Here is an 18,537-nt window from a genome sequence, read left to right on the forward strand (position 1 = left end):
ACTCCTCACGTCGAACGTCGCACGAAGTTATTGACAGCACTTCGCGGATCGGCCAATCTACGGGCACGGATTATGCGGCATCGCATAATTATGCAGTCGGAGGCTGTGATGCGCCAGCGCAGAGTGATCATCAACACCGATGCCAAGAACGAAGCCGATGACCAGTTCGCCATCGTCCACGGATTACTGTCGCCCACCTTCGACCTGCGGGGACTGATCCCGGCCCACTTCGGCACCCGGCGGACGAAGCGGAGCATGGAGGAGTCCCGCGAAGAGATCGACCTCCTGCTCGGCCTGCTCGGGATGACCGGCTCCGTCCCCGTCGCCGATGGCGCGCCGACGGCACTGCCGGACGAGCACACCCCGGTGGACTCACCGGGCGCACGGCTGATCATCGAGGAGTCGAAGCTCGCGAGCCAGGACCATCCGCTCCATGTGGCCTTCCTCGGGCCGTTGACCGACATGGCCTCCGCGATCCTCCTGGCCCCCGAGCTCGTCCGGCGGCCGGTGGTCGTGATCTGGATCGGTGGCCCCGGATACCGCGGCTACGCCGAGGGCCCGCAGGTCGAGTTCAACCTCTCCAACGACATCCACGCCGCCAACGTGGTGTTCGGCTCCGGCATCACCGTCTGGCAGGTGCCCAGGGACGTCTACACCAAGGTCTCGGTGAGCTATGCCGAGCTGGAGGAGGAGATCGGCGACGCCGGCCCGCTGGGCCGCTACCTGATCGAGCAGCTGCGCGAGTGGAACGCCGCCCACCATCCCGAGCCGATCGAGTCGCGCTCGCTGGGTGACTCGCCGGCCATCGCGCTGATGCTCTTCCCGCAGAGTGGAAACCTGCGCGTGCGACCCGCTCCCCGCTTCGGCGCGGACGGCTCCTACCTGCCCGGTTCGAACCACCCGATCTGGGTCTGCGAGGAGGTCGATGTGCGGTTCCTCCTGGCGGACATGTTCGCCAAGATCCGGGCCTTCGGACGCGAGCACCACTGACGCACACGTTCCTCGGGGGAAACAGCTGTCCTGCTGACAAAGGAGATCGACATGACTGGCAGGTCGTACACCCGTCGGGGATTCCTCGCCCTTTCCTCCGTCGCGGTCACCGGGCTGGGGATCAGCGCCTGCACCGGGGCGTCCATCAGCGGTGGGGGCGCGACGGCGCCCGCGTCGAACACGTTGCGCCTGTTCACCTACGAGGACGACACGACCATCGGGTCGCTGAAGGCCCAGGTGAAGAAGTTCGACGAGCAGAACGGCACGACCACCACGGTCGACAGCCTCCCCGGATCGGGTGCCGCCCAGTATCCTGACAAGCTCCGGACGGAACTGCTGGGCGGCAGCGGCCCCGACATCTGGCGGATCTGGGGTGGGCAGATCGGTGCGCCGTTCGCGAAGGCGAAGCAGGCGGCCGATCTCGCGCCGTACTACCAGAAGTACGGCTGGGACTCCTCCATCAACACCGCGGCCGTCCAGGGCATGACCTTCGACGGAGTCAAGGCCGGTGTCCCGTTCACCGCACGCGCGCTGGGCGCCTGGTACAACAAGGAACTGCTGGCCAAAGCCGGCGTCACCGACGTGCCCACGACGTACGCCGAGCTCGAGGAGATGAACGACAAGCTCGTGGCCGCCGGTATCACGCCGTGCGGACTGGGCGGCAAGTACGGCTGGCACATCATGCGCCTGTTCGAGTACCTGCTGGAGCACACCGCGGGCCCCGAGCTTCACGACCGACTGCTGCTCGGCCAGGACAGCTGGGACCGGCCGGAGGTCATCGAGGCGTTCACCCTGTTCAAGAAGTGGCAGGACAAGAAGTGGCTGCCCGAGGGCGCACTCGGCCTCGACCCCGCCGACGTCGGCAACTGGTACGTGCAGGGCAAGGTCGCCTACGACATCGAGGGGCAGTGGACGGAGACGGCGGCCATCCTGGCGGCCGAGAAGGACCCCAAGGACTTCGGGGTCTTCCAACTGCCGACCGACCAGTCCCCGGCCCGGCACTCCGGGTTCGTCGAGGGCTACATGATCAACGCCAGATCGGGCAACAAGGACAAGGCCGCCGCCCTGCTCGACTTCCTGCTGACACCGGAGAGCCAGAAGGCCATGCAGATCGGCTCGTCCACGGTCAAGGGCGCCGAGCCGGACGCCGAGACGACACCGCTGGCGGCGGAATGGGCCGAGAAATACGGTGACAGCCCGTTCTACACGATCCAGGACCAGGCCTTCCCCAAGAAGGAGGCGGACCAGTACTTCAGCATCCAGAGCGATCTTCTCCAGGGTTCGATGACACCGGCCGCGGCGGCCGAGAAGATGCAGGAGATCGTCGCCGCCTGGGCCGGGAACTGACACGGGCGGGCTCATGACTTCCCTCTCACCTCGGCGTCGGGGCGGGCGATGGCGGCCATGGCTGTTCGCCCTGCCCGCCTTGACGGTCTATGTCGTCTTCCTCGTCTATCCGGCCGTGTCATCCCTGTGGTTCAGCTTCACCGACTGGGACGGCCTCAGCCCGGCGTACAACGTCGTCGGGCTGGACAACTACGCGCGCATGCTCGACGACCCGGTGGTGCTGACCGCGGGGAAGAACAACCTGATCTGGTCGTTGGTGACGATCGTCTTCCCGGTGACGATCGGCCTGGCGCTAGCGTTGCTGCTGAACGGAAAGGTCCGCGCCAAGCCCGTGCTCCGGCTGATCTTCTACGCGCCGGGCGTGCTCCCGCTGGTCTCGATCGCCTCGATCTGGGGGTGGCTCTACAACCCCCAGTACGGCGCCATCAACTCCTTCCTGAGCCTGATCGGCCTCGGTGACCTGGCCCAGCCGTGGCTCGGACAGGACTCCACCGCGCTGTGGGCCGTGATGGTGCCGGCGGTGTGGCTGCGGACGGGGTTCCCGATGTTGCTCTACGTCGCCGCCCTGCAAAGCATCCCCGCGGAGCTCTACGAGGCGGCGCGGGTGGACGGGGCGAGCCGGTGGCGGCAGTTCTGGCACGTCACCATGCCCAGCCTGCGGTCAGCGCACTACATCGTGCTGGCGCTGTCCCTGATCGACTCCTTCAAGGTCTTCGACATGATCTACGCCATGACGTACGGCGGCCCCGGCACGGCCACCCAGGTGATGGGGACCTGGATGTACGCGAACGTCTTCCAGTACTACCAGGCCGGTTACGGCACGGCCATCGCCGTCGTGATCACTCTCATCGCGATCGCGGTGGGAATCCCCTACGTGCGGTCGCAAACCCGGGAGCGTGCGGCATGACCTCGGTCACCCCCATCACCACGACCCCGGCCGTCGCCCCGTCGAAGACGGAGCGCCCCTCCGCCAAGGACACCGTCAGGGGCGGCCTTGTCCTGACGGTCGTGACGGGCGTGGTGGCCGTCTTCTGGATCTCGCCGCTGGCGCTGCTCGTCGTGACCGCGATCCGGCCGCTGTCGGACTTCATCGGCAACGGCCCGCTCTCCTGGCCGTCGGCGTTCACCTGGGAGAACTTCTCCGACGCCTGGGACATCGGGAACTTCGCCACCACGTACGGCAACAGCGCCCTGCTGTTGATCCTCAAAGTGCCGCTCGGCGTGCTGATCTCGGCGATGCTCGGATTCGCCCTGGCGAAGCTCCGGATGAAATTCCGCCGGACCGTGATGTTCTCGGTCTTCCTCGGGCTGACGATCCCGATCTACATCGCGATCGTCCCGGTGTTCATCATGATGCGTACCGCCGGCGCGACCGACAGCGTCATCGGCCTGATCGGCCCCTACCTCGCCTTCGGTATCCCGTTCGAGGTCCTCGTCCTGCAGTCGTTCTTCCGGCAGCTCCCTAACGAGATCATCGAGGCGGCGCGCGTGGACGGGGCGGGCGACTGGCGGATCTTCTGGACCATCGTGCTGCCACTGTCCGCGCCCGCCCTGGTCACGGTGCTGATCCTGGACGCCGTGGCCACGTGGAACGAGTTCCTGTTCGCCTTGATCCTGCTGAACTCTGACGCGAACAAGACCCTTCCCGTCGGGCTGCTCAACTTCCAGGGCCAGTTCTCCAACAACACCACCGGCCTGGCCGCGGGGATCCTCATCGCGGTCGTGCCGATCCTCCTCGCGTACACGCTGCTCCAGCGGTGGATCGTCGCCGGCCTGACCGCCGGCGCCACCAAGGGATGAGGAGTGTCCCGGCTACAGGTGCGGCTGGAGCAGCGTGAGGTCGGCCGGTGAGAGGCGGTCGGACGCGGTCGCCGCCTGATGCCAGTAGGGGTAGAGCAGCGGCTGGCGGCTGACCTCGTCCAGCCGGGCGCGCTCCTCGTCCGACAGCTTCAGGTCGGCCGCGGCCAGGTTGTCGGCCAGCTGATCCGTGGTGCGGGCGCCGATCACCAGCGAGGTGACCGCCGGTCTGCCCAGCAGGTACGCCAGCGCCACCTGAGCCGCCGAGACGCCGTGTCCCGCCGCGATGTCGAGCAGCACCTCCACCGTGTCGTAGAGCTGCTCCTCGTCGCGGACCGGCGGCTCGTTCCAGTCGGTGAGCTGGCGGCCTTCGGCCGGCCGCACGCCCCGGCGGTAGCGGCCGGACAGCAGGCCCCCGGCCAGCGGGCTCCACACCAGCACGCCGAGGCCCTGGTCGACGGCGGCCGGGATCAGCTCGTACTCGGCGTCACGGGCCTGCAGGGAGTAGTAGATCTGCTGGCTGACGAAGCGCGGCAGGCCGAGCCTGTCGGCGATGCCCAGCGCCTTCATGAGCTGCCAGCCGGCGTAGTTGGAGACGCCCACGTAGCGGACCTTGCCGGAGGTCACCAGGTGGTCCAGGGCGGCCAGAGTCTCCTCCAGCGGGGTGCTGCCGTCCCACTCGTGCACCTGGTAGAGGTCGATGTGGTCGGTGCCGAGACGGCGCAGGCTCGCCTCGGCGCCGCTGATGACGTGGTGCCGGGACAGCCCGGCGTCGTTGGGGCCGTCGCCCATCGACATGCGGACCTTGGTGGCGAGCAGCACCTCGTCGCGGCGCCCTTCGATCGCCTTGCCGACGATCTCCTCGGACAGGCCGGCGGAGTAGACATCGGCCGTGTCGATGAGGTTCACCCCGGCGTCCGTGCACATGTCGATCTGGCGGCGCGCCTCCTCCACACCGGTGGAGCCGACGTAGGCGAACTTGCCCGTGCCGCCGAAGCTCATGGTGCCCATGGTGAGCACCGATATCCGCAGGCCTGACCGGCCTAGTTGACGGTATTCCATGGCGTTGATCCTCTGCTGAATCGTGACACCACCCGGCGAACCGTCACGCCCGCCGGGTGGTGTCGTGTGGTGTCAGACGACCCGGATGATGACCCGGTCGTACCGCGTAAGGGGGAACGTACCCTGGTCGGTGCCTTGGAGGATGATCGAGATGGTCTGGCCCGGTGTGGCGTCCGACGGGACGGTGACGGAGGTTCGGTCGTGACCGCGGTTGGTGACGGTGACGGTGCCGGGATAGGTGCCTTCCTCCCGGTACTGCCACCAGCTGAGCTGCACGGGGGTTCGGTCGGGATCGTCGGCGCGGCCGGCGAGGGTGACCGTGGAGCCGGGGCGTGCCCGGACCGTTTCGCCGCCGAGGATCTTCACGGTGGGCGCGTGGTCGCCGTCCCCGTACCTGGGGGTCAGGGTCCACCGCATGCGGGCCGCGAAGTCGTTCTGCGCGGCCCCGGCCCACCGCAGCGTCGTGTAGTCGCTGACGTCGTCGCCGGTGTCGTCCTTCTCCGTGTCCACCATGGTCCACAGGTTCGGCGTGGTGCTCGTCCGGGTCGCCCGGCCGCCCCAGCTGCCGAGCAGCGGGTTGCCCGGGTCCTGGACGCCGGTGTCGAGCAGGGGGTTGAAGGCGACGTTGTCTCCCTCGGAGAGGAAGTCGTACCGCTCCAGCGGCTTGCACCAGCCCGACGGGGCGCGTTCGGGGTCGCCGAAGATGTCGAGCGGGTCGCCAGGCATCGACTGACCGTCGAGCCAGGAACGGTAGAGCGAGCCCAGCGGCCCGATCTGGATGTTCTGCTTGATCCACGCGCCGCTGAAGTAGACGCGGTCAGCCGGGAGACCTCGGACATTGCCCTGCCCCCGTGAACAGTTGTAGCCCCAGGTGGCGTAACCGGCCGCCATGTTCTGCACACGGATGTCCGGCCAGACGGGGGCGATGTATTTCGCGTAGGTCTCGTCCTGGAGGCCACTGGCGAGGATCACCGCCTTCTTGGACACCTGGTCCTTGACGCGGGGCCACTGCTTCGTGCCGGCGAACCGCTGCTCGATCGACTTGAGGGCCCGGGCGATGGTGTTGGTGCCGCCCCACGCCTGGAGGTACAGGGGACGGGCGTCACGGTCGAGCAGCAGGTCGCGGATCAGGTCCGACCCCTCGGTGTCCTTGGCCATCTCGCCTTCGAACTCGATGTTGCCGATCTTGACCTTGGACAGCAGCTCGTTCGGGGCGGGGTAGTGCGGGTCGTGCCTGCGCAGGTTGGGGTAGACCTCGGCGTACGCGCGCAGGGCCTGGTCCTGGATGGTCCGCGTTCCGGTCCACCGCCACGACGTCTGCGGCGTGGAGTACTCCCGGTCGGGCAGGAAGAACGGCGTGCCCATGCCGTCCCCCGACCAGTGGAATTTGCTGCTGGTGTAGACGATGCCCAGGGTGTCGAGCTCGTTGGTGTAGAGCAGGTAGCGGATGAGCGAGGCGTAGTCGTCCTGCTCCATGTCCGTGGTGACGACCGTTCTCGGCCGGTCGCCTCCCCGGGAGTCGGCCGCGGCGGGGAGCGCGCCGCCGGTCACGCTGAGCATCCCGGCGAGGGTCGCGATCGCACAGGCGAGTACGCCGGTGCGGCGGCGCCAGGGGACTGAGGGCTTGGTTGGAGGCACGGCAACCCTTCTGTGCATATCTATTCGCTATCGACTGAGCCGAAGGGGAGTATCCGCTTTGCCGGTAGATCTCGTCAAGGTTTCCAAAATGTGACAGATCGTCAGGCGCCGACGCGGACGACGGACAGCAAAGACCCCGAGACGGTCCCGGCCGTGGCCACGCCCCGGTGCCGCTCCGGGCGGCCATTGACACTCGAATTAATCCTCCCTTAACGTGCGAGCATGTCTGATCGTCATCGCATAAACATTCACACCCACGATGAGCCGATCTACGGTGCCGGCATCTGGCACTTCGCCACCTACGTCGACCGGTACGCCACCGACGGCTACGGCGAGCCCCGGACCGTCCTTGACGCGATCAAGCTCGCGGGGGCCGTGGGGGAACTGTCCGTCGTGGACCTCAACTGGCCGTTCCCGCCCGGCGGCATCAGCACCGCCGAGGTGAAGGACGCGCTGGCCGAGCAGAACCTGCGGGCGATCGCCGTGACGCCGGAGTTCTACACCGGCAAGTTCATGAAGGGCGGCTTCACCAACCCTGACCCGGCGCTCCGCCGCGACGCCATCGAGCTGGTCGCCGCCGCCGCCGAGGTGGGCCGCGAGCTGGGCATCGACTACGTCAAGCTGTGGCCCGGCCAGGACGGCTACGACTACCCCTTCCAGGCCGACTACTCCGATCTTTGGGACAAGTCCGTCGACGCGGTCAGGGAACTGGCCCAGGCGTTCCCCGACCTCAAGTTCGCCATCGAGTACAAACCGCGCGAGCCGCGCAACCGCATGGTGTTCTCCTCCGTGGCCCGCACTCTCCTCGCGATCGAGGACATGGGCGTAGACAACGTCGGCATCCTGCTCGACTTCGGCCACTCGCTGTACGGCGGCGAGACCCCGGCCGAGGCCGCGAAGATGGCGATCAGCCGCGGCAGACTCTTCGCGATCGACGTCAACGACAACTTCCGCGGCTGGGACGACGACATGGTCGTCGGTTCCGTGCACCTGCTGGAGACCTTCGAGTTCTTCTTCGCCCTGCGCGACGCCGGCTGGCAGGGCGTGTGGCAGCTCGACCAGTTCCCGTTCAGGGAGGACTCGGTCGAGGCCGCCCGCGCGGGCATCCGCACGATGCGCGCCTTCCACCACGCGCTCAACTACCTCGACCGCGACGAACTGGCCGCCGCCCAGTCCGCCCAGGACGCGCTGGCCGCCCAGCGGGTCGCCAAGCGTGCCCTCTACCGCGCGCTCGCCGAGAGCGAATCCGCATGACCGCCCTGGACATCGCCCCTCGGCCACTCGAACTCGACGAGGCCGCCGCCCGCGCCTACGTCGAGCGCGGCGCAGGCCTGCGCGCGGCCACTCCCGCCGAGGCGGCCCCCGAACTGGCGAAGATCGCCACAGGCATCCGCCGTGACGTCCTGACCACCATCCAGGCGGCCCGGATGGGCCACGTCGGCGGCGACCTTTCGGTGACCGACCTGCTCGTCACCGCCATGTGGGGGACGCTCAGGCTGGATCCGTTCGACCCGGCCAACCCCGAACGCGACAGGTTCATCCTCAGCAAGGGCCACTGCGCCGCCGCTCTCTACTCGACGCTGGCCTCCTGCGGCTTCTTCGCCCGCGAACGGCTGTCGGAGTTCATGGCGCCCCTGTCACCGCTGAACGGCCACCCCAACCGCGTCAAGGTGCCCGGCGTGGAGACCAACACCGGTCCGCTCGGGCACGGGTTCCCGGTCGCCACCGGGTGCGCGCTCGGCGCGAAGCTGCGCGGGGAGAGCTGGCGCACCATCGTGGTGCTCGGCGACGGCGAGATGCAGGAGGGCAGCAACTGGGAGGCCGCCATGACGGCCGCCCATTACGGCCTGGACAACCTCACCGCCGTGGTCGACCGCAACCGCCTGCAGCAGGGCGCCCGCACCGAGGACACCAACAAGCTCGAACCGCTCGACGACAAGTGGGCGGCGTTCGGGTGGGAGGTGCGCATCATCGATGGACACGACCACCAGGCGATCAAGGAGGCGTACGCGCCGTCGACGACCGGCCGGCCCGTGGCCGTCGTCGCCAACACCGTCAAGGGCAAGGGAGTCTCGTTCATGGAAGACCGCGTCGAGTGGCACCACAAGGTGCCTACGGACGAGCAGGTCCGCCTCGCACTCGAAGAGCTGAGCCGATGACCGTCGTGGCCGAGCAGACCCCCACCTTCGACTGCCGGATCGACTTCGCCGACGAGCTGATCACGATGGCTCGCGCCGACGAGCGCATCGTGGCCGTGTGCAACGACTCGGTGGGGTCCAGCAACCTCGTCAAGTTCCGCGAGGAGTTCCCGCACCGTCTGGTCAACGTCGGCATCGCCGAGCAGGATCTCGTCGGCGTCGCGGCAGGGCTGGCCAACGCCGGTTTCATCCCGTTCGTGTCGGCCGCTGCGCCGTTCCTCACCGGCCGGGCGCTGGAGCAGATCAAGGCCGACGTCGTCTACAGCGACCGGCACGTGGTGCTGTGCGGGCAGAGCCCCGGCATGGCGTACGGCGAGCTCGGCCCGACCCACCACTCCATCGAGGACATCTCGTGGATGCGGGCCGTCCCCGGCCTGCCGGTCGTGGTGCCCGCCGACCCGGCCCAGACCCGCGCCGCCGTCCGCTGGGCCGCCGCGTCGGGACGCCCCTCCTACCTGCGCATCCCCCGCTTCAAGGTCCCTGCGGTGACCCCCGCCGACGCCGTCTTCGAAACGGGCAGGGCGACGAGGCTGGCCGAGGGCGGCGACCTGACCGTGATCGCCGTCGGCACCATGGTCTCGCGCGCCCTGGACGCCGCGGCGTTGCTGCGCGAGCAGGGCGTCGAGGCCCGTGTGGTCAACATGACGTTCGTCGAGCCGCTCGACGTGGCCGAGGTCGTGGCCGCCGCCGAGGAGACCGGCGTGATCGTCACGGCTGAGGAGGGCCTCGTCTCGGGCGGCCTGGGCGCTGCCGTGGCCAAGGTCGTCGCCGAGCACCGGCCCGTGCCCGTGCGCATGGTGGGTGTGCCCACGTTCGCGCCGACCGGCAGCACGTCGTTCCTGCTCGACCACTTCGGTCTGAACGCCGACGGCATCGCCAAGGCTGCCCGCGAGGCCCTGGGACGGTCCTGATGGAACCGCTCGTCCTCGCCGTCGACCAGGGCACGAGCTCCACGAAGGCGCTGCTGGTCAACGCCTCGGGCGCGATCGTCGCCCGGGCGAGCGCGCCGCTGTCGCAGACCCATCCCGGCCCTGGGCTGGCCGAACAGGACGCCGCCGAGCTACTCGGCAGCGTCCGCGACGCGGTGACCGGCTGCCTGCGCGAGGCCGGACCGGCCGCGGTGCGCGGCGTCGGGCTGAGCACCCAGCGCGAGTCGGTGGTGTTGTGGGAGGCGAGGACCGGCCTGCCGGTCGCGCCGCTGGTCGGCTGGCAGGATCAGCGGGGCGCGGCGCTGACCGCCGGACTGGCCGAAAAAGGGTACGGCGACCTGGTCAGGCGCCGTACCGGCCTCCCGCTCGACCCGATGTTCTCGGCGTCGAAGATGGCGGCCCTGCTCGACCGGCACGACCCGGCGCGCCGCCGCAGCCGCCGTGGCGAGCTGCGGCTCGGCACCGTCGACGCGTGGCTGCTGGACTCGCTGACCGGCCAGTTCGTCACGGAGGTCGGCAACGCCTCCCGCACCCAGCTGCTGGACCTCGCGACCGGCGACTGGGACGACGAGCTGCTCGACCTCTTCGACGTGCCGCGTGCCGCGCTGGGCAGGGTCGTGGCCTCCGCCGGCCCCTTCGGCGAGATCCGTGGCCTCGGGCCGTTGCCCGACGGGGTCCCGGTGACGGCGGTGCTCGGCGACTCGCACGCCGCGCTGTTCGCGCACGCGGGCTGGCGGCCCGGGGTGGTCAAGGCCACTTACGGCACCGGATCATCGGTGATGACGGTCGCCGAACCGGGCGGCCCCGCGGGCGCCCTGTGCGACACGATCGCCTGGTCGGACGGGAGCCCGTCGTTCGCCCTGGAGGCCAACATCCGCTCCAGCGGGCGGACCCTGACCTGGCTGGCCGATCTGCTCGACGTTCCCGTCGACCGGATCGTCGACCTCGCGGCCGGCTCTGACGCGGGAGACGTGACCCTGGTGCCGGCCTTCGGCGGGCTCGGGGCGCCCTGGTGGGACCCCGGGGCGGTGCCGCTGATCGCCGGTTTCGACCTCGGAACCTCGCGCGCGCAGCTCGCGCGGGCCGCCCTGGAGTCGGTGGCCCACCAGGTCGCCGACGTGCTGGCCGACCTTCCCGGGCTGCGCAGGCTGGTCGCCGACGGCGGCCTGACCCGCAGCGCCGCCCTCATGCAGCTGCAAGCCGACCTCACCGGCGTCGAGGTGGCCCGCACCGCGCATCCCGAGCTGTCCGCCGCGGGCGCGGCCGGGCTGGCCGGGCTCGGTCCGGGCCTGTGGACCATCGCCGACCTGGAGGCACGAGCCGACCGCGACCTGGAGGTCTTCACCCCTGCCTGGGACGACGAGCGGCGAGAGCGCGCCGTCGCGAGGTGGCACCAGTGCCTCAAGGTCGCCAGAGACCTGGGCGCACGCGCTAACGGGAGCTAACGGGAGTACGCCATGACAATTGCGCAGGATCAGCCACCCGGCTGGAGCGCCCCCGCCCGCCGCGGCCCGATCACCCTCGGCCGCGTCAGCCTGATCGTGCTCGTCCTCGTGATCATCGCGATCCTGACGAGCACGACGTACCGGCCGGACACCGCGCCGCGGGCGGGCGAGCAGGCCAAGTTCGACCCGGCGAAGTACGGCGCGCAGACGTACGAGCCGAAGGTGGTGCCGGCGATCCAGGAGAAGGCCGTCGACATCGTCACGCTGCAGAAGGCGATCGCCGCCGACCCCGACGCGGCCGGCCAGAAGTACGGCGCCCGCGACGGCACCGGCCCCTACAGCTTCGCGGTCTCGCTGACCGGCACCGCCGGCAAGCCGGAGAGCGGCCTGCTGGAGGTCAAGGTGCCCGAGCTGGACGACGACACCAGGGTGTCGGTGCAGATCGGCCCGGCGATCAACGGCACGGCGCTGCGCGACGCCGTCGGCTTCGTCAAGTTCGGCCAGTTCACCAACCAGGTCGAGTACGCCGACGCCGGCACGGCCCTGAACAACCAGGTCAAGGCGAAGGTGCTGGCCTCGCTCGACCCCGATGCGCTGGAGGGGAAGAAGGTCACCGTGGTGGGCGCGATGACGCCGCTGACCGCCGACGTGCTGACGGTGACCCCGATCTCGATCGAGGCCGCCTCGTGACCGCGCCGCCCGCCCCCGTCCTGCGCGCGGTCGACGTCACCAAGGTGTACGGCGGGACGCAGGCGCTCAAGGGCGTCTCGCTGGACATCCTCCCCGGCCGGGTCACCGTGCTGTTCGGCGAGAACGGCGCCGGCAAGTCCACGCTCATGAAGATCCTCAGCGCCGTGGAGTCGCCCACAACCGGCCAGGTGCAGCTCGACGGGCAGGTGGTGGAGTTCGGCAGCGCGCGGGACGCGGCCGACCGGGGCATCTCGATCATCCATCAGGAGCTCAGCCTCTGCCCCAACCTCAGCATCCAGGACAACCTGTTCCTGGGCCGCGAGCGCATCCACCGCGGCCTCTTCCTCGACCGGCGGGCACAGCGCTCGGCCGCCGCGCAGGTGCTCGGCCGACTCGACGACGCGCTCAACCCCGACCTGCCGGTCAGCGAGCTGCGCCTCGGCCAGCAGCAGCTGGTCGAGATCGCCCGGGCGCTGCTGCAGAACGCCCGAATCCTGATCATGGACGAGCCCACGTCGGCGCTGAGCGCGCCCGAGGTGGAGGTGCTCTTTCAAGTCATCCACGAGCTCAAGGCGCACGGCGTGGCGATCGTCTACATCTCCCACCACCTGGAGGAGGCGCTCGACATCGCCGACGACGTGGCGGTGCTGCGCGACGGATCCATGGTGGCCACGGCCCGGGCCGCCGACGTGGACCTGGCCTGGGTGGTCCGCAAGATGGTCGGGCGCGAGCAGGACGACCTCTTCCCCGTCCGCGACCCCAAGCTCGGGCCGGTGGCGCTGGAGACGGTGGAGCTGTCGGTCGCCGACCCGGCCAACCCCGACCGGCTGGCCGTCGACGGCGTCTCGCTGACCGTGCGGGCGGGGGAGACGGTCGGCGTCTACGGGCTGATGGGCAGCGGCCGTACCGAGCTCATGGAATGCCTGGCCGGGCGGCTGCCCGCGGCGTCCGGCGAGGTCCGCCTGCATGGCGAGCCGGTCACCGGCGGCGTCCGGCAGCGCATCCGGGCCGGGCTCGCCCTGGTGCCGGAGGACCGCCAGCGCGACGGCCTGGTGCAGACCATGAGCGTCGGCCAGAACCTGTCCCTGGCCGCGGTGACCAGGTTCGTCCGGCGGCTCATCGTCGACCGAGGCGGTGAGCGCCAGGCCGTGCAATCGATGATCTCCGACGTCACGGTGAAGACGGCGGGGCCGGACGCCCCGATCGGCTCGCTCAGTGGCGGCAACCAGCAGAAGGTCGTCATCGGCAAGGCGCTGATGACCGGCCCCCGCGTGCTGCTGCTCGACGAGCCGTCCCGCGGCGTGGACGTCGCCGCCAAAGCCGACGTCTTCGAGCTGATGGCGCGGCAGGCCGAGCGCGGCCTGGCCGTCCTGTTCACCACCTCAGAAGCCGAAGAGGCCCTGCACATTCCCGACCGCCTGCTCGTCCTGGTCCGCGGCCGCCTGGTCGCCGACCTACGGGCGGGCGAGATCACCCGCGACCGGCTGATGAGCCTGGCCGACGGCGCCGACACCAGCGAAGAGACCAGCCATGTCTGACACACTGACCAACGACCACGCGGCCCTGGCGGGTCAACGCCGGCAGGCGGCCGCGGAGGCCCGCCGGCTCAAGACCCTCAACACCATCTTCGAGCTGCGCGCGTTCATCGCGCTCGGCGTCCTGATCATCGTGTTCTCCCTGCTGTCGGACTCGTTCCTGACGGTCGACAACCTGATCACGATGACCAAGCACGTGGCCATCAACGCGGTGCTCGCGCTCGGCATGCTGCTGGTGATCCTCAAGGGCGGCATCGACCTGTCAGTCGGCTCCATCGTCGGCCTGTCGGGGGTGATCGCCGGCGAGCTGCTCCAGGGCGTGCACCTGAGCCTCTTCGGCGTCATCGCCTACCCTCCGGTGTGGGCCGTGGTCATCCTGTGCGTCGCGGCCGGGGCCGTGGTCGGCACGATCAACGGAATCCTCGTCACCCGCCTGAACGTCGCACCCTTCATCGCGACCCTCGGCATGTTGTACGTCGCCCGCGGCGCGGCCCTGCTGATCTCGGGCGGTACGACGTACCCCGATCTAGCCGGCGATCCCAGCACGCACAACACCGGCTTCGACTGGATCGGTGGCGGCCGGCCGCTGGGTCTCCCGGTGGCGATCTGGATCATGATCATTCTTGCGGTGCTGATCGCCGTGCTGCTCCGCTCGACGGCCTTCGGCCGCTGGCTGTACGCCACCGGCGGCAACGAGCGGGCCACCCAGCTCAGTGGCGTCCCCGTGCAGCGGGTCAAGACGATCGTCTACATGGTCTCCGGCGCCTGCGCCGCGATGTCCGGCCTGATCATCGCCTCCGAGCTCACCTCTGCCGCGCCGCAGGCGGGCGACAGCTTCGAGCTGAACGCCATCGCGGCCGTGGTGATCGGCGGCGCCGCCCTGTCGGGCGGGCGGGGCACCGTGCGCGGCACGCTGGTCGGCGCCTTCGTGATCGGCTTCCTCGCCGACGGCCTGGTCATCCTGGGCGTTTCGACGTTCTGGCAGATCGTCATCAAGGGCACGGTCATCGTGGTCGCCGTCATCCTCGACCAGAGCCAGCAGCGCTTCCAGCGGCGCGGAGCCGCCGCGTCGGCGGTCGCCGTGGCCGCCGCGGCCGAACCAGAACCGGCCACCGCGGCCAGATCCGACCGCTGACCCATCCCTTCACCGGCACGTTCCATGCCCAGCCTCATCCCCTTGCCGAGCCGACGGCGAGACACCCAATGGAGGTAACCATGAACCACCCCGGCCGTCGCCTGGCCGTCCAGGCCGCAGCGGTAATGGCAGCAGGACTGCTGTCGCTCACCGCTTGCGGATCGTCATCGTCCGACGCGCCCGAGGGAGCCTCGGCCTCGTCCGGCGGCTCCTCGGCCAGCAGCAATCTGATCGCCATCATCACGCCGTCGCCGGACAACCCGTTCTTCAAGGCCGAGGCCGACGCCGCCAAGAAGAAGGCCGAGAGCCTCGGCTACGAGACCTCGGTCGCCTCGCACGACGACGACCCGAACAAGCAGAGCGAGCTCATCGACGCCGCCATCTCGCGTAAGGCCGCGGCGATCATCCTCGACAACGCCGGCGCCGATGCCTCCATCGGCCCGGTGAAGAAGGCCACCGACGCCGGAGTCCCGGTCTTCCTCATCGACCGGGAGATCAACCAGACCGGCATCGCCAAGGCCCAGATCGTCTCCAACAACTCTCAGGGCGCGCAGCTGGCCGCACAGGAGTTCGTGAAGGGCATGGACGGCAAGGGTAACTACGTCGAGCTCACCGGAAAGGAGTCCGACACCAACGCGGGCGTGCGTTCCAAGGGGTTCAACGACGTCATCTCGCAGTACCCCGACATGAAGAAGGTCGCGGTGCAGACCGCGAACTGGGACCAGCAGGAGGCCTTCTCCAAGATGGAGACGATCCTGCAGCGCAACCCCGACGTCCAAGGCGTGATCGCGGGCAACGACACGATGGCCCTCGGCGCAGTCGCGGCGCTCAAGGCCGCCAAGAAGACCGATGTCGTCGTGGTCGGCTTCGACGGCAGCCCTGACGCCATCGCCCAGATCAAGGCGGGGACCATGCTGGCGACCGCGCTGCAACCGGCTGCTCTGGGCGCCGAACGCGCCGTCGAGCAGGCCGACAAGTTCATCAAGACGGGCTCCACGGGCCAGCCGGAGAAGCAGTCCATCGACTGTGAGCTCATCACGAAGGACAACGCCGACCAGTACGGCGTCTTCGCGAAGCTGTGAGCCGTGACGGCCGAGGGACGAGGCAGGACGCCCGCGTCTCCCCTCGGCCGTTCCCACCGTCTACCATGCAGACCGGACGCTCCACGGGCGCCTTCGGGGGCGTCCGCCGGAGCAAGAGAAGACAGGACGAACCCGTGGCGATCGCTTCGACTCCCAGCCCCGACCATCTGCGGCTGCTGGTCAAGGTGGCCCGCATGTACCACGAGCGGGGCCTGCGCCAGCCGGAGATCGCCTCGCAGCTCAACCTGTCCCAGCCCCGGGTCTCGCGCCTGCTCAAGGAGGCCGTCGCCCGCGGTGTCGTGCGCACCGTCGTGGTCTCGCCCGATGGCGTGCACGCCGAGATGGAGGAGGCGCTGGTCGAGCAGTACGACCTGCGCGACGCCGTGGTGGTCGACACCGACGGCGTCGGCCCCGACGTCATCCCCGCCCTCGCCGCCGCGACCGCCACCTATCTCGACGCCACCCTCAAGGGCGGCGACGTCATCGGCATCTCCTCCTGGAGCGCGACGCTCCTGGAGGCGGTCAACGCCATGCGCGCCAAGACGGTCCCGGTCGCCGAGGAGGTCGTGCAGATCGTCGGCGGGTCGGGCAGCCCCGAGGTGCAACTGCACGCGACCCGGCTCACCAGCAGGCTCGCCGAGCTCACCGGGGCGCGGCCGGTGTTCGCGCCGTCGGCCGCCTTGGTGCACAGCCGCGAGCTGCGCGACCTGTTGTCGAAGGAACCGGCCATGGCCGAGGTGATGAAGTCGTGGTCACGGCTCACCCTGGCCCTGCTCGGCATCGGCACGCTGGAGCCCTCGCCCCTGCTGCGCCGTTCCGGCAACGCGATAGAACCCGCGGACCAGCGCCAGCTGGAGGAGCTCGGCGCGGTCGGCGACGTGTGCACCCGCTACTTCGACGCCGACGGGCGGCCCGTCGAGGCCGATTTCGACGATCGCATCATCGGCATCTCGCCCGACCAGCTCCGCGCTGTCGAGCGGCGGATCGGCGTGGCCGGGGGCGAGTCGAAGATCGCCGCGATACGAGGAGCCGTCCGCGGCGGCTGGGTCAACATCCTCATCACCGACGTCGAGGTCGCCCGGGCCCTGCTCAACCGCGGCACGCGGTTGCGTTAACCCAGGTCAGGAGGCCGACCCCCGGAGCAGCGGCCCCGCCTGATGGCGTCCGGACGGTGCCAGAGGTCCTCGACGTAGCCGGCGGCGATGTCGTCGGGTGGGTTGGTGCACAGCCGCAGGTAGCGGTCGTCGGCGTGGCCGAGGCATGTGCTGAGCCCGGACGCGTGCCGCCGAGCCACACCCCCGAGCGCCCGGTAGCCGCTCCGGCGGACCGGTGCTGTTACCTTCTCCCGTCGGCACTCGTCATAGGGGCGACGACCGAATACGAACGGTCGTCGCACCCGAGTGAATCGAGAACAGGATGCTGACCACCATCATGTACGTGACGATCTACGTCACCGATCAGGACCGCGCGCTGGAGTTCTACACCGAGCGACTCGGCCTGGAAAAGCGGATCGACTTCTCGGGGCCCGACGGACGGTTCCTCACGGTGGGCGTTCCCGACAGCCCGGTGCAGATCCTCCTGTGGTCGCATGCGGCGGCCGCGGGACAGCCGGGCGACGTGGGTCAGCATGCCGCGCCAGGTCCGTTGATCCTCGAATCCGATGATTTGCGAAAGGATTTCGAGATCCTGCGCCGGCGCGGCGTCGTCTTCGAAGAGTGGGAACCCGTGGACTATCCGTTCGGGGTCCGCGTCGAGGCGGTGGACCCGGACGGCAACCGCGTCTCGCTCCGTCAGCGGCGAAAGCCGTGACCGCCCACCCCTCCGGCCTCGTGACCGAGGCGTTCGAAGCCCAGCGCGATCGGCTGCGCGCCCTCGCGTACCGCGTGCTGGGCTCGCACGCCGACGCCGAGGACGTGGTCCAGGAAGCCTGGGTGCGCCTCGTCCGCCAGGACGAGGCGAGCATCGGCAACCTGGCGGGTTGGCTGACCACCGTGGTCGGCCGCATCAGCCTGGACCTCCTGAGATCCCGTCAAGCCCACCCCGAGGCCGCCTACGGGCACGAGTTCGCGGACCTCGTGGTGACGCCGGCCGACGACCTCGCGCCGGACGATCAGGTGGCGCTGGCCGATTCGGTCGGCCTCGCTCTGCTCGTCGTGCTCGACTCGCTCACCCCGAGTGAGCGGCTGGCGTTCGTCCTGCACGACATGTTCGCGGTCCCCTTCCACGAAATCGGCCAGATCCTGGGCAAATCCACCGACGCCACCAAGATGATCGCCAGTCGCGCCCGCCGCAAGGCCCAAGCCACGGACCGGCCGGCGGGCACCGGCCGCGAGCACCAAGAAGCCGTCCAGGCATTCCGCGCCGCCGCGCTCAGCGGCGACTTCGAAGCGCTCCTGCGTGTCCTCGACCCGAACGTGAAGCTGACCGTCGACACCCCCGACGGCGTGGTCGTCACCCTCGGCGCCACCGGGGTCGCCGCCGGCGCCCGCATGTTCTCCGGTGAGGCCGCCCGCCACCGACCCGTGCTGATCAACGGCATCCGCGGCCACATGTCCTGGCGCCCCGACGGAACCCCTCTCTCCGTCATCGCCTTCACCGTCGCCGAAGGCCGGATCACGGGCATCCACATCGTCGTCGACCCGGCCAAACTCGCCTCGATCCATCTGCCGGCCCCGGCCTGAGCCGGTGT

The 18,537-nt window shown here is 69.6% G+C and carries 17 protein-coding genes; 15 read left to right on the top strand and 2 right to left on the bottom strand.

Features of this window, described 5'->3' with window-relative positions; genetic code table 11:
• The first annotated feature begins 108 nt into the window (after positions 1-108).
• From E1286_RS12540 to E1286_RS12555, 4 genes are all read left to right on the top strand, one after another.
• Positions 109-990: a nucleoside hydrolase gene (locus E1286_RS12540; protein WP_223189858.1), complete on the top strand. Its 882-nt coding sequence runs from the start codon at positions 109-111 to the stop codon at positions 988-990.
• Positions 991-1,041: 51 nt separating this feature from the next.
• Positions 1,042-2,337: an ABC transporter substrate-binding protein gene (locus E1286_RS12545; protein ID WP_132611919.1), complete on the top strand. Its 1,296-nt coding sequence runs from the start codon at positions 1,042-1,044 to the stop codon at positions 2,335-2,337.
• Positions 2,338-2,416: 79 nt separating this feature from the next.
• Positions 2,417-3,244: a carbohydrate ABC transporter permease gene (locus E1286_RS12550; RefSeq protein ID WP_223189859.1), complete on the top strand. Its 828-nt coding sequence runs from the start codon at positions 2,417-2,419 to the stop codon at positions 3,242-3,244.
• A complete protein-coding gene (locus E1286_RS12555) occupies positions 3,241-4,137 on the top strand; it encodes a carbohydrate ABC transporter permease (RefSeq protein WP_132611923.1) in 897 nt (298 codons plus the stop codon). The genes E1286_RS12550 and E1286_RS12555 overlap by 4 nt, the downstream gene beginning before the upstream one ends.
• Before the next feature lie 12 nt (positions 4,138-4,149).
• Here the strand turns inward: E1286_RS12555 and E1286_RS12560 are convergent, their stop codons facing one another.
• Positions 4,150-5,196 (bottom strand): aldo/keto reductase, encoded by a 1,047-nt coding sequence (locus tag E1286_RS12560; protein ID WP_132611925.1) that lies wholly within the window; start codon positions 5,194-5,196, stop codon positions 4,150-4,152.
• Between the two features lie 72 nt (positions 5,197-5,268).
• Positions 5,269-6,756: a DUF1593 domain-containing protein gene (locus E1286_RS12565; protein WP_165969704.1), complete on the bottom strand. Its 1,488-nt coding sequence runs from the start codon at positions 6,754-6,756 to the stop codon at positions 5,269-5,271.
• Between the two features lie 300 nt (positions 6,757-7,056).
• Here E1286_RS12565 and E1286_RS12570 point away from each other — a divergent pair, with 300 nt between their 5' ends.
• The 11 genes from E1286_RS12570 to E1286_RS12620 all read left to right on the top strand — a co-directional run bounded on the left by E1286_RS12570 (position 7,057) and on the right by E1286_RS12620 (position 18,529).
• Positions 7,057-8,088, top strand: a complete 1,032-nt coding sequence (locus E1286_RS12570; RefSeq protein ID WP_187368153.1) for a sugar phosphate isomerase/epimerase family protein — start codon at positions 7,057-7,059, stop codon at positions 8,086-8,088.
• Positions 8,085-8,993 carry a transketolase gene (locus E1286_RS12575; protein ID WP_132611929.1) on the top strand — a complete coding sequence of 303 codons (909 nt, stop codon included), beginning with the start codon at positions 8,085-8,087 and terminating at the stop codon, positions 8,991-8,993. The genes E1286_RS12570 and E1286_RS12575 overlap by 4 nt, the downstream gene beginning before the upstream one ends.
• A complete protein-coding gene (locus tag E1286_RS12580) occupies positions 8,990-9,943 on the top strand; it encodes a transketolase family protein (RefSeq protein WP_132611931.1) in 954 nt (317 codons plus the stop codon). The genes E1286_RS12575 and E1286_RS12580 overlap by 4 nt, the downstream gene beginning before the upstream one ends.
• Positions 9,943-11,406: an FGGY family carbohydrate kinase gene (locus E1286_RS12585; protein WP_132611933.1), complete on the top strand. Its 1,464-nt coding sequence runs from the start codon at positions 9,943-9,945 to the stop codon at positions 11,404-11,406. Before E1286_RS12580 ends, E1286_RS12585 begins: the two co-directional genes overlap by 1 nt.
• Positions 11,407-11,418: 12 nt before the next feature.
• Positions 11,419-12,096 carry a DUF2291 domain-containing protein gene (locus E1286_RS12590; protein WP_132611935.1) on the top strand — a complete coding sequence of 226 codons (678 nt, stop codon included), beginning with the start codon at positions 11,419-11,421 and terminating at the stop codon, positions 12,094-12,096.
• Positions 12,093-13,634, top strand: a complete 1,542-nt coding sequence (locus tag E1286_RS12595) for a sugar ABC transporter ATP-binding protein (RefSeq protein ID WP_132611937.1) — start codon at positions 12,093-12,095, stop codon at positions 13,632-13,634. The genes E1286_RS12590 and E1286_RS12595 overlap by 4 nt, the downstream gene beginning before the upstream one ends.
• Positions 13,627-14,766: an ABC transporter permease gene (locus tag E1286_RS12600; protein ID WP_132611939.1), complete on the top strand. Its 1,140-nt coding sequence runs from the start codon at positions 13,627-13,629 to the stop codon at positions 14,764-14,766. Before E1286_RS12595 ends, E1286_RS12600 begins: the two co-directional genes overlap by 8 nt.
• An 80-nt stretch (positions 14,767-14,846) precedes the next feature.
• Entirely contained in the window at positions 14,847-15,848 is a 1,002-nt protein-coding gene (locus tag E1286_RS12605; RefSeq protein ID WP_223189860.1) for a D-ribose ABC transporter substrate-binding protein, read from the top strand.
• Between the two features lie 134 nt (positions 15,849-15,982).
• Positions 15,983-16,963 (top strand): sugar-binding transcriptional regulator, encoded by a 981-nt coding sequence (locus E1286_RS12610; protein WP_246074798.1) that lies wholly within the window; start codon positions 15,983-15,985, stop codon positions 16,961-16,963.
• Between the two features lie 301 nt (positions 16,964-17,264).
• Positions 17,265-17,657, top strand: a complete 393-nt coding sequence (locus E1286_RS12615; RefSeq protein ID WP_132611943.1) for a VOC family protein — start codon at positions 17,265-17,267, stop codon at positions 17,655-17,657.
• On the top strand, positions 17,654-18,529 hold the full coding sequence (locus E1286_RS12620) for a sigma-70 family RNA polymerase sigma factor (protein WP_132611945.1): 876 nt from the start codon (positions 17,654-17,656) through the stop codon (positions 18,527-18,529). The genes E1286_RS12615 and E1286_RS12620 overlap by 4 nt, the downstream gene beginning before the upstream one ends.
• Positions 18,530-18,537: the final 8 nt, after the last annotated feature.

The organism is Nonomuraea terrae (assembly GCF_004348995.1).
In the GTDB taxonomy this organism is placed as follows: domain Bacteria; phylum Actinomycetota; class Actinomycetes; order Streptosporangiales; family Streptosporangiaceae; genus Nonomuraea; species Nonomuraea terrae.

Bases quoted from the DNA above. Each gene is read 5' to 3' on its own strand.
- E1286_RS12540 (WP_223189858.1), top strand. From the start codon at position 109: ATGCGCCAGCGCAGAGTGATCATCAACACCGATGCCAAGAACGAAGCC.
- E1286_RS12545 (WP_132611919.1), top strand. From the start codon at position 1,042: ATGACTGGCAGGTCGTACACCCGTCGGGGATTCCTCGCCCTTTCCTCC.
- E1286_RS12555 (WP_132611923.1), top strand. From the start codon at position 3,241: ATGACCTCGGTCACCCCCATCACCACGACCCCGGCCGTCGCCCCGTCG.
- E1286_RS12560 (WP_132611925.1), bottom strand. From the start codon at position 5,196: ATGGAATACCGTCAACTAGGCCGGTCAGGCCTGCGGATATCGGTGCTC.
- E1286_RS12565 (WP_165969704.1), bottom strand. From the start codon at position 6,756: ATGCTCAGCGTGACCGGCGGCGCGCTCCCCGCCGCGGCCGACTCCCGG.
- E1286_RS12570 (WP_187368153.1), top strand. From the start codon at position 7,057: ATGTCTGATCGTCATCGCATAAACATTCACACCCACGATGAGCCGATC.
- E1286_RS12575 (WP_132611929.1), top strand. From the start codon at position 8,085: ATGACCGCCCTGGACATCGCCCCTCGGCCACTCGAACTCGACGAGGCC.
- E1286_RS12580 (WP_132611931.1), top strand. From the start codon at position 8,990: ATGACCGTCGTGGCCGAGCAGACCCCCACCTTCGACTGCCGGATCGAC.
- E1286_RS12585 (WP_132611933.1), top strand. From the start codon at position 9,943: ATGGAACCGCTCGTCCTCGCCGTCGACCAGGGCACGAGCTCCACGAAG.
- E1286_RS12590 (WP_132611935.1), top strand. From the start codon at position 11,419: ATGACAATTGCGCAGGATCAGCCACCCGGCTGGAGCGCCCCCGCCCGC.
- E1286_RS12600 (WP_132611939.1), top strand. From the start codon at position 13,627: ATGTCTGACACACTGACCAACGACCACGCGGCCCTGGCGGGTCAACGC.
- E1286_RS12605 (WP_223189860.1), top strand. From the start codon at position 14,847: ATGAACCACCCCGGCCGTCGCCTGGCCGTCCAGGCCGCAGCGGTAATG.
- E1286_RS12615 (WP_132611943.1), top strand. From the start codon at position 17,265: ATGCTGACCACCATCATGTACGTGACGATCTACGTCACCGATCAGGAC.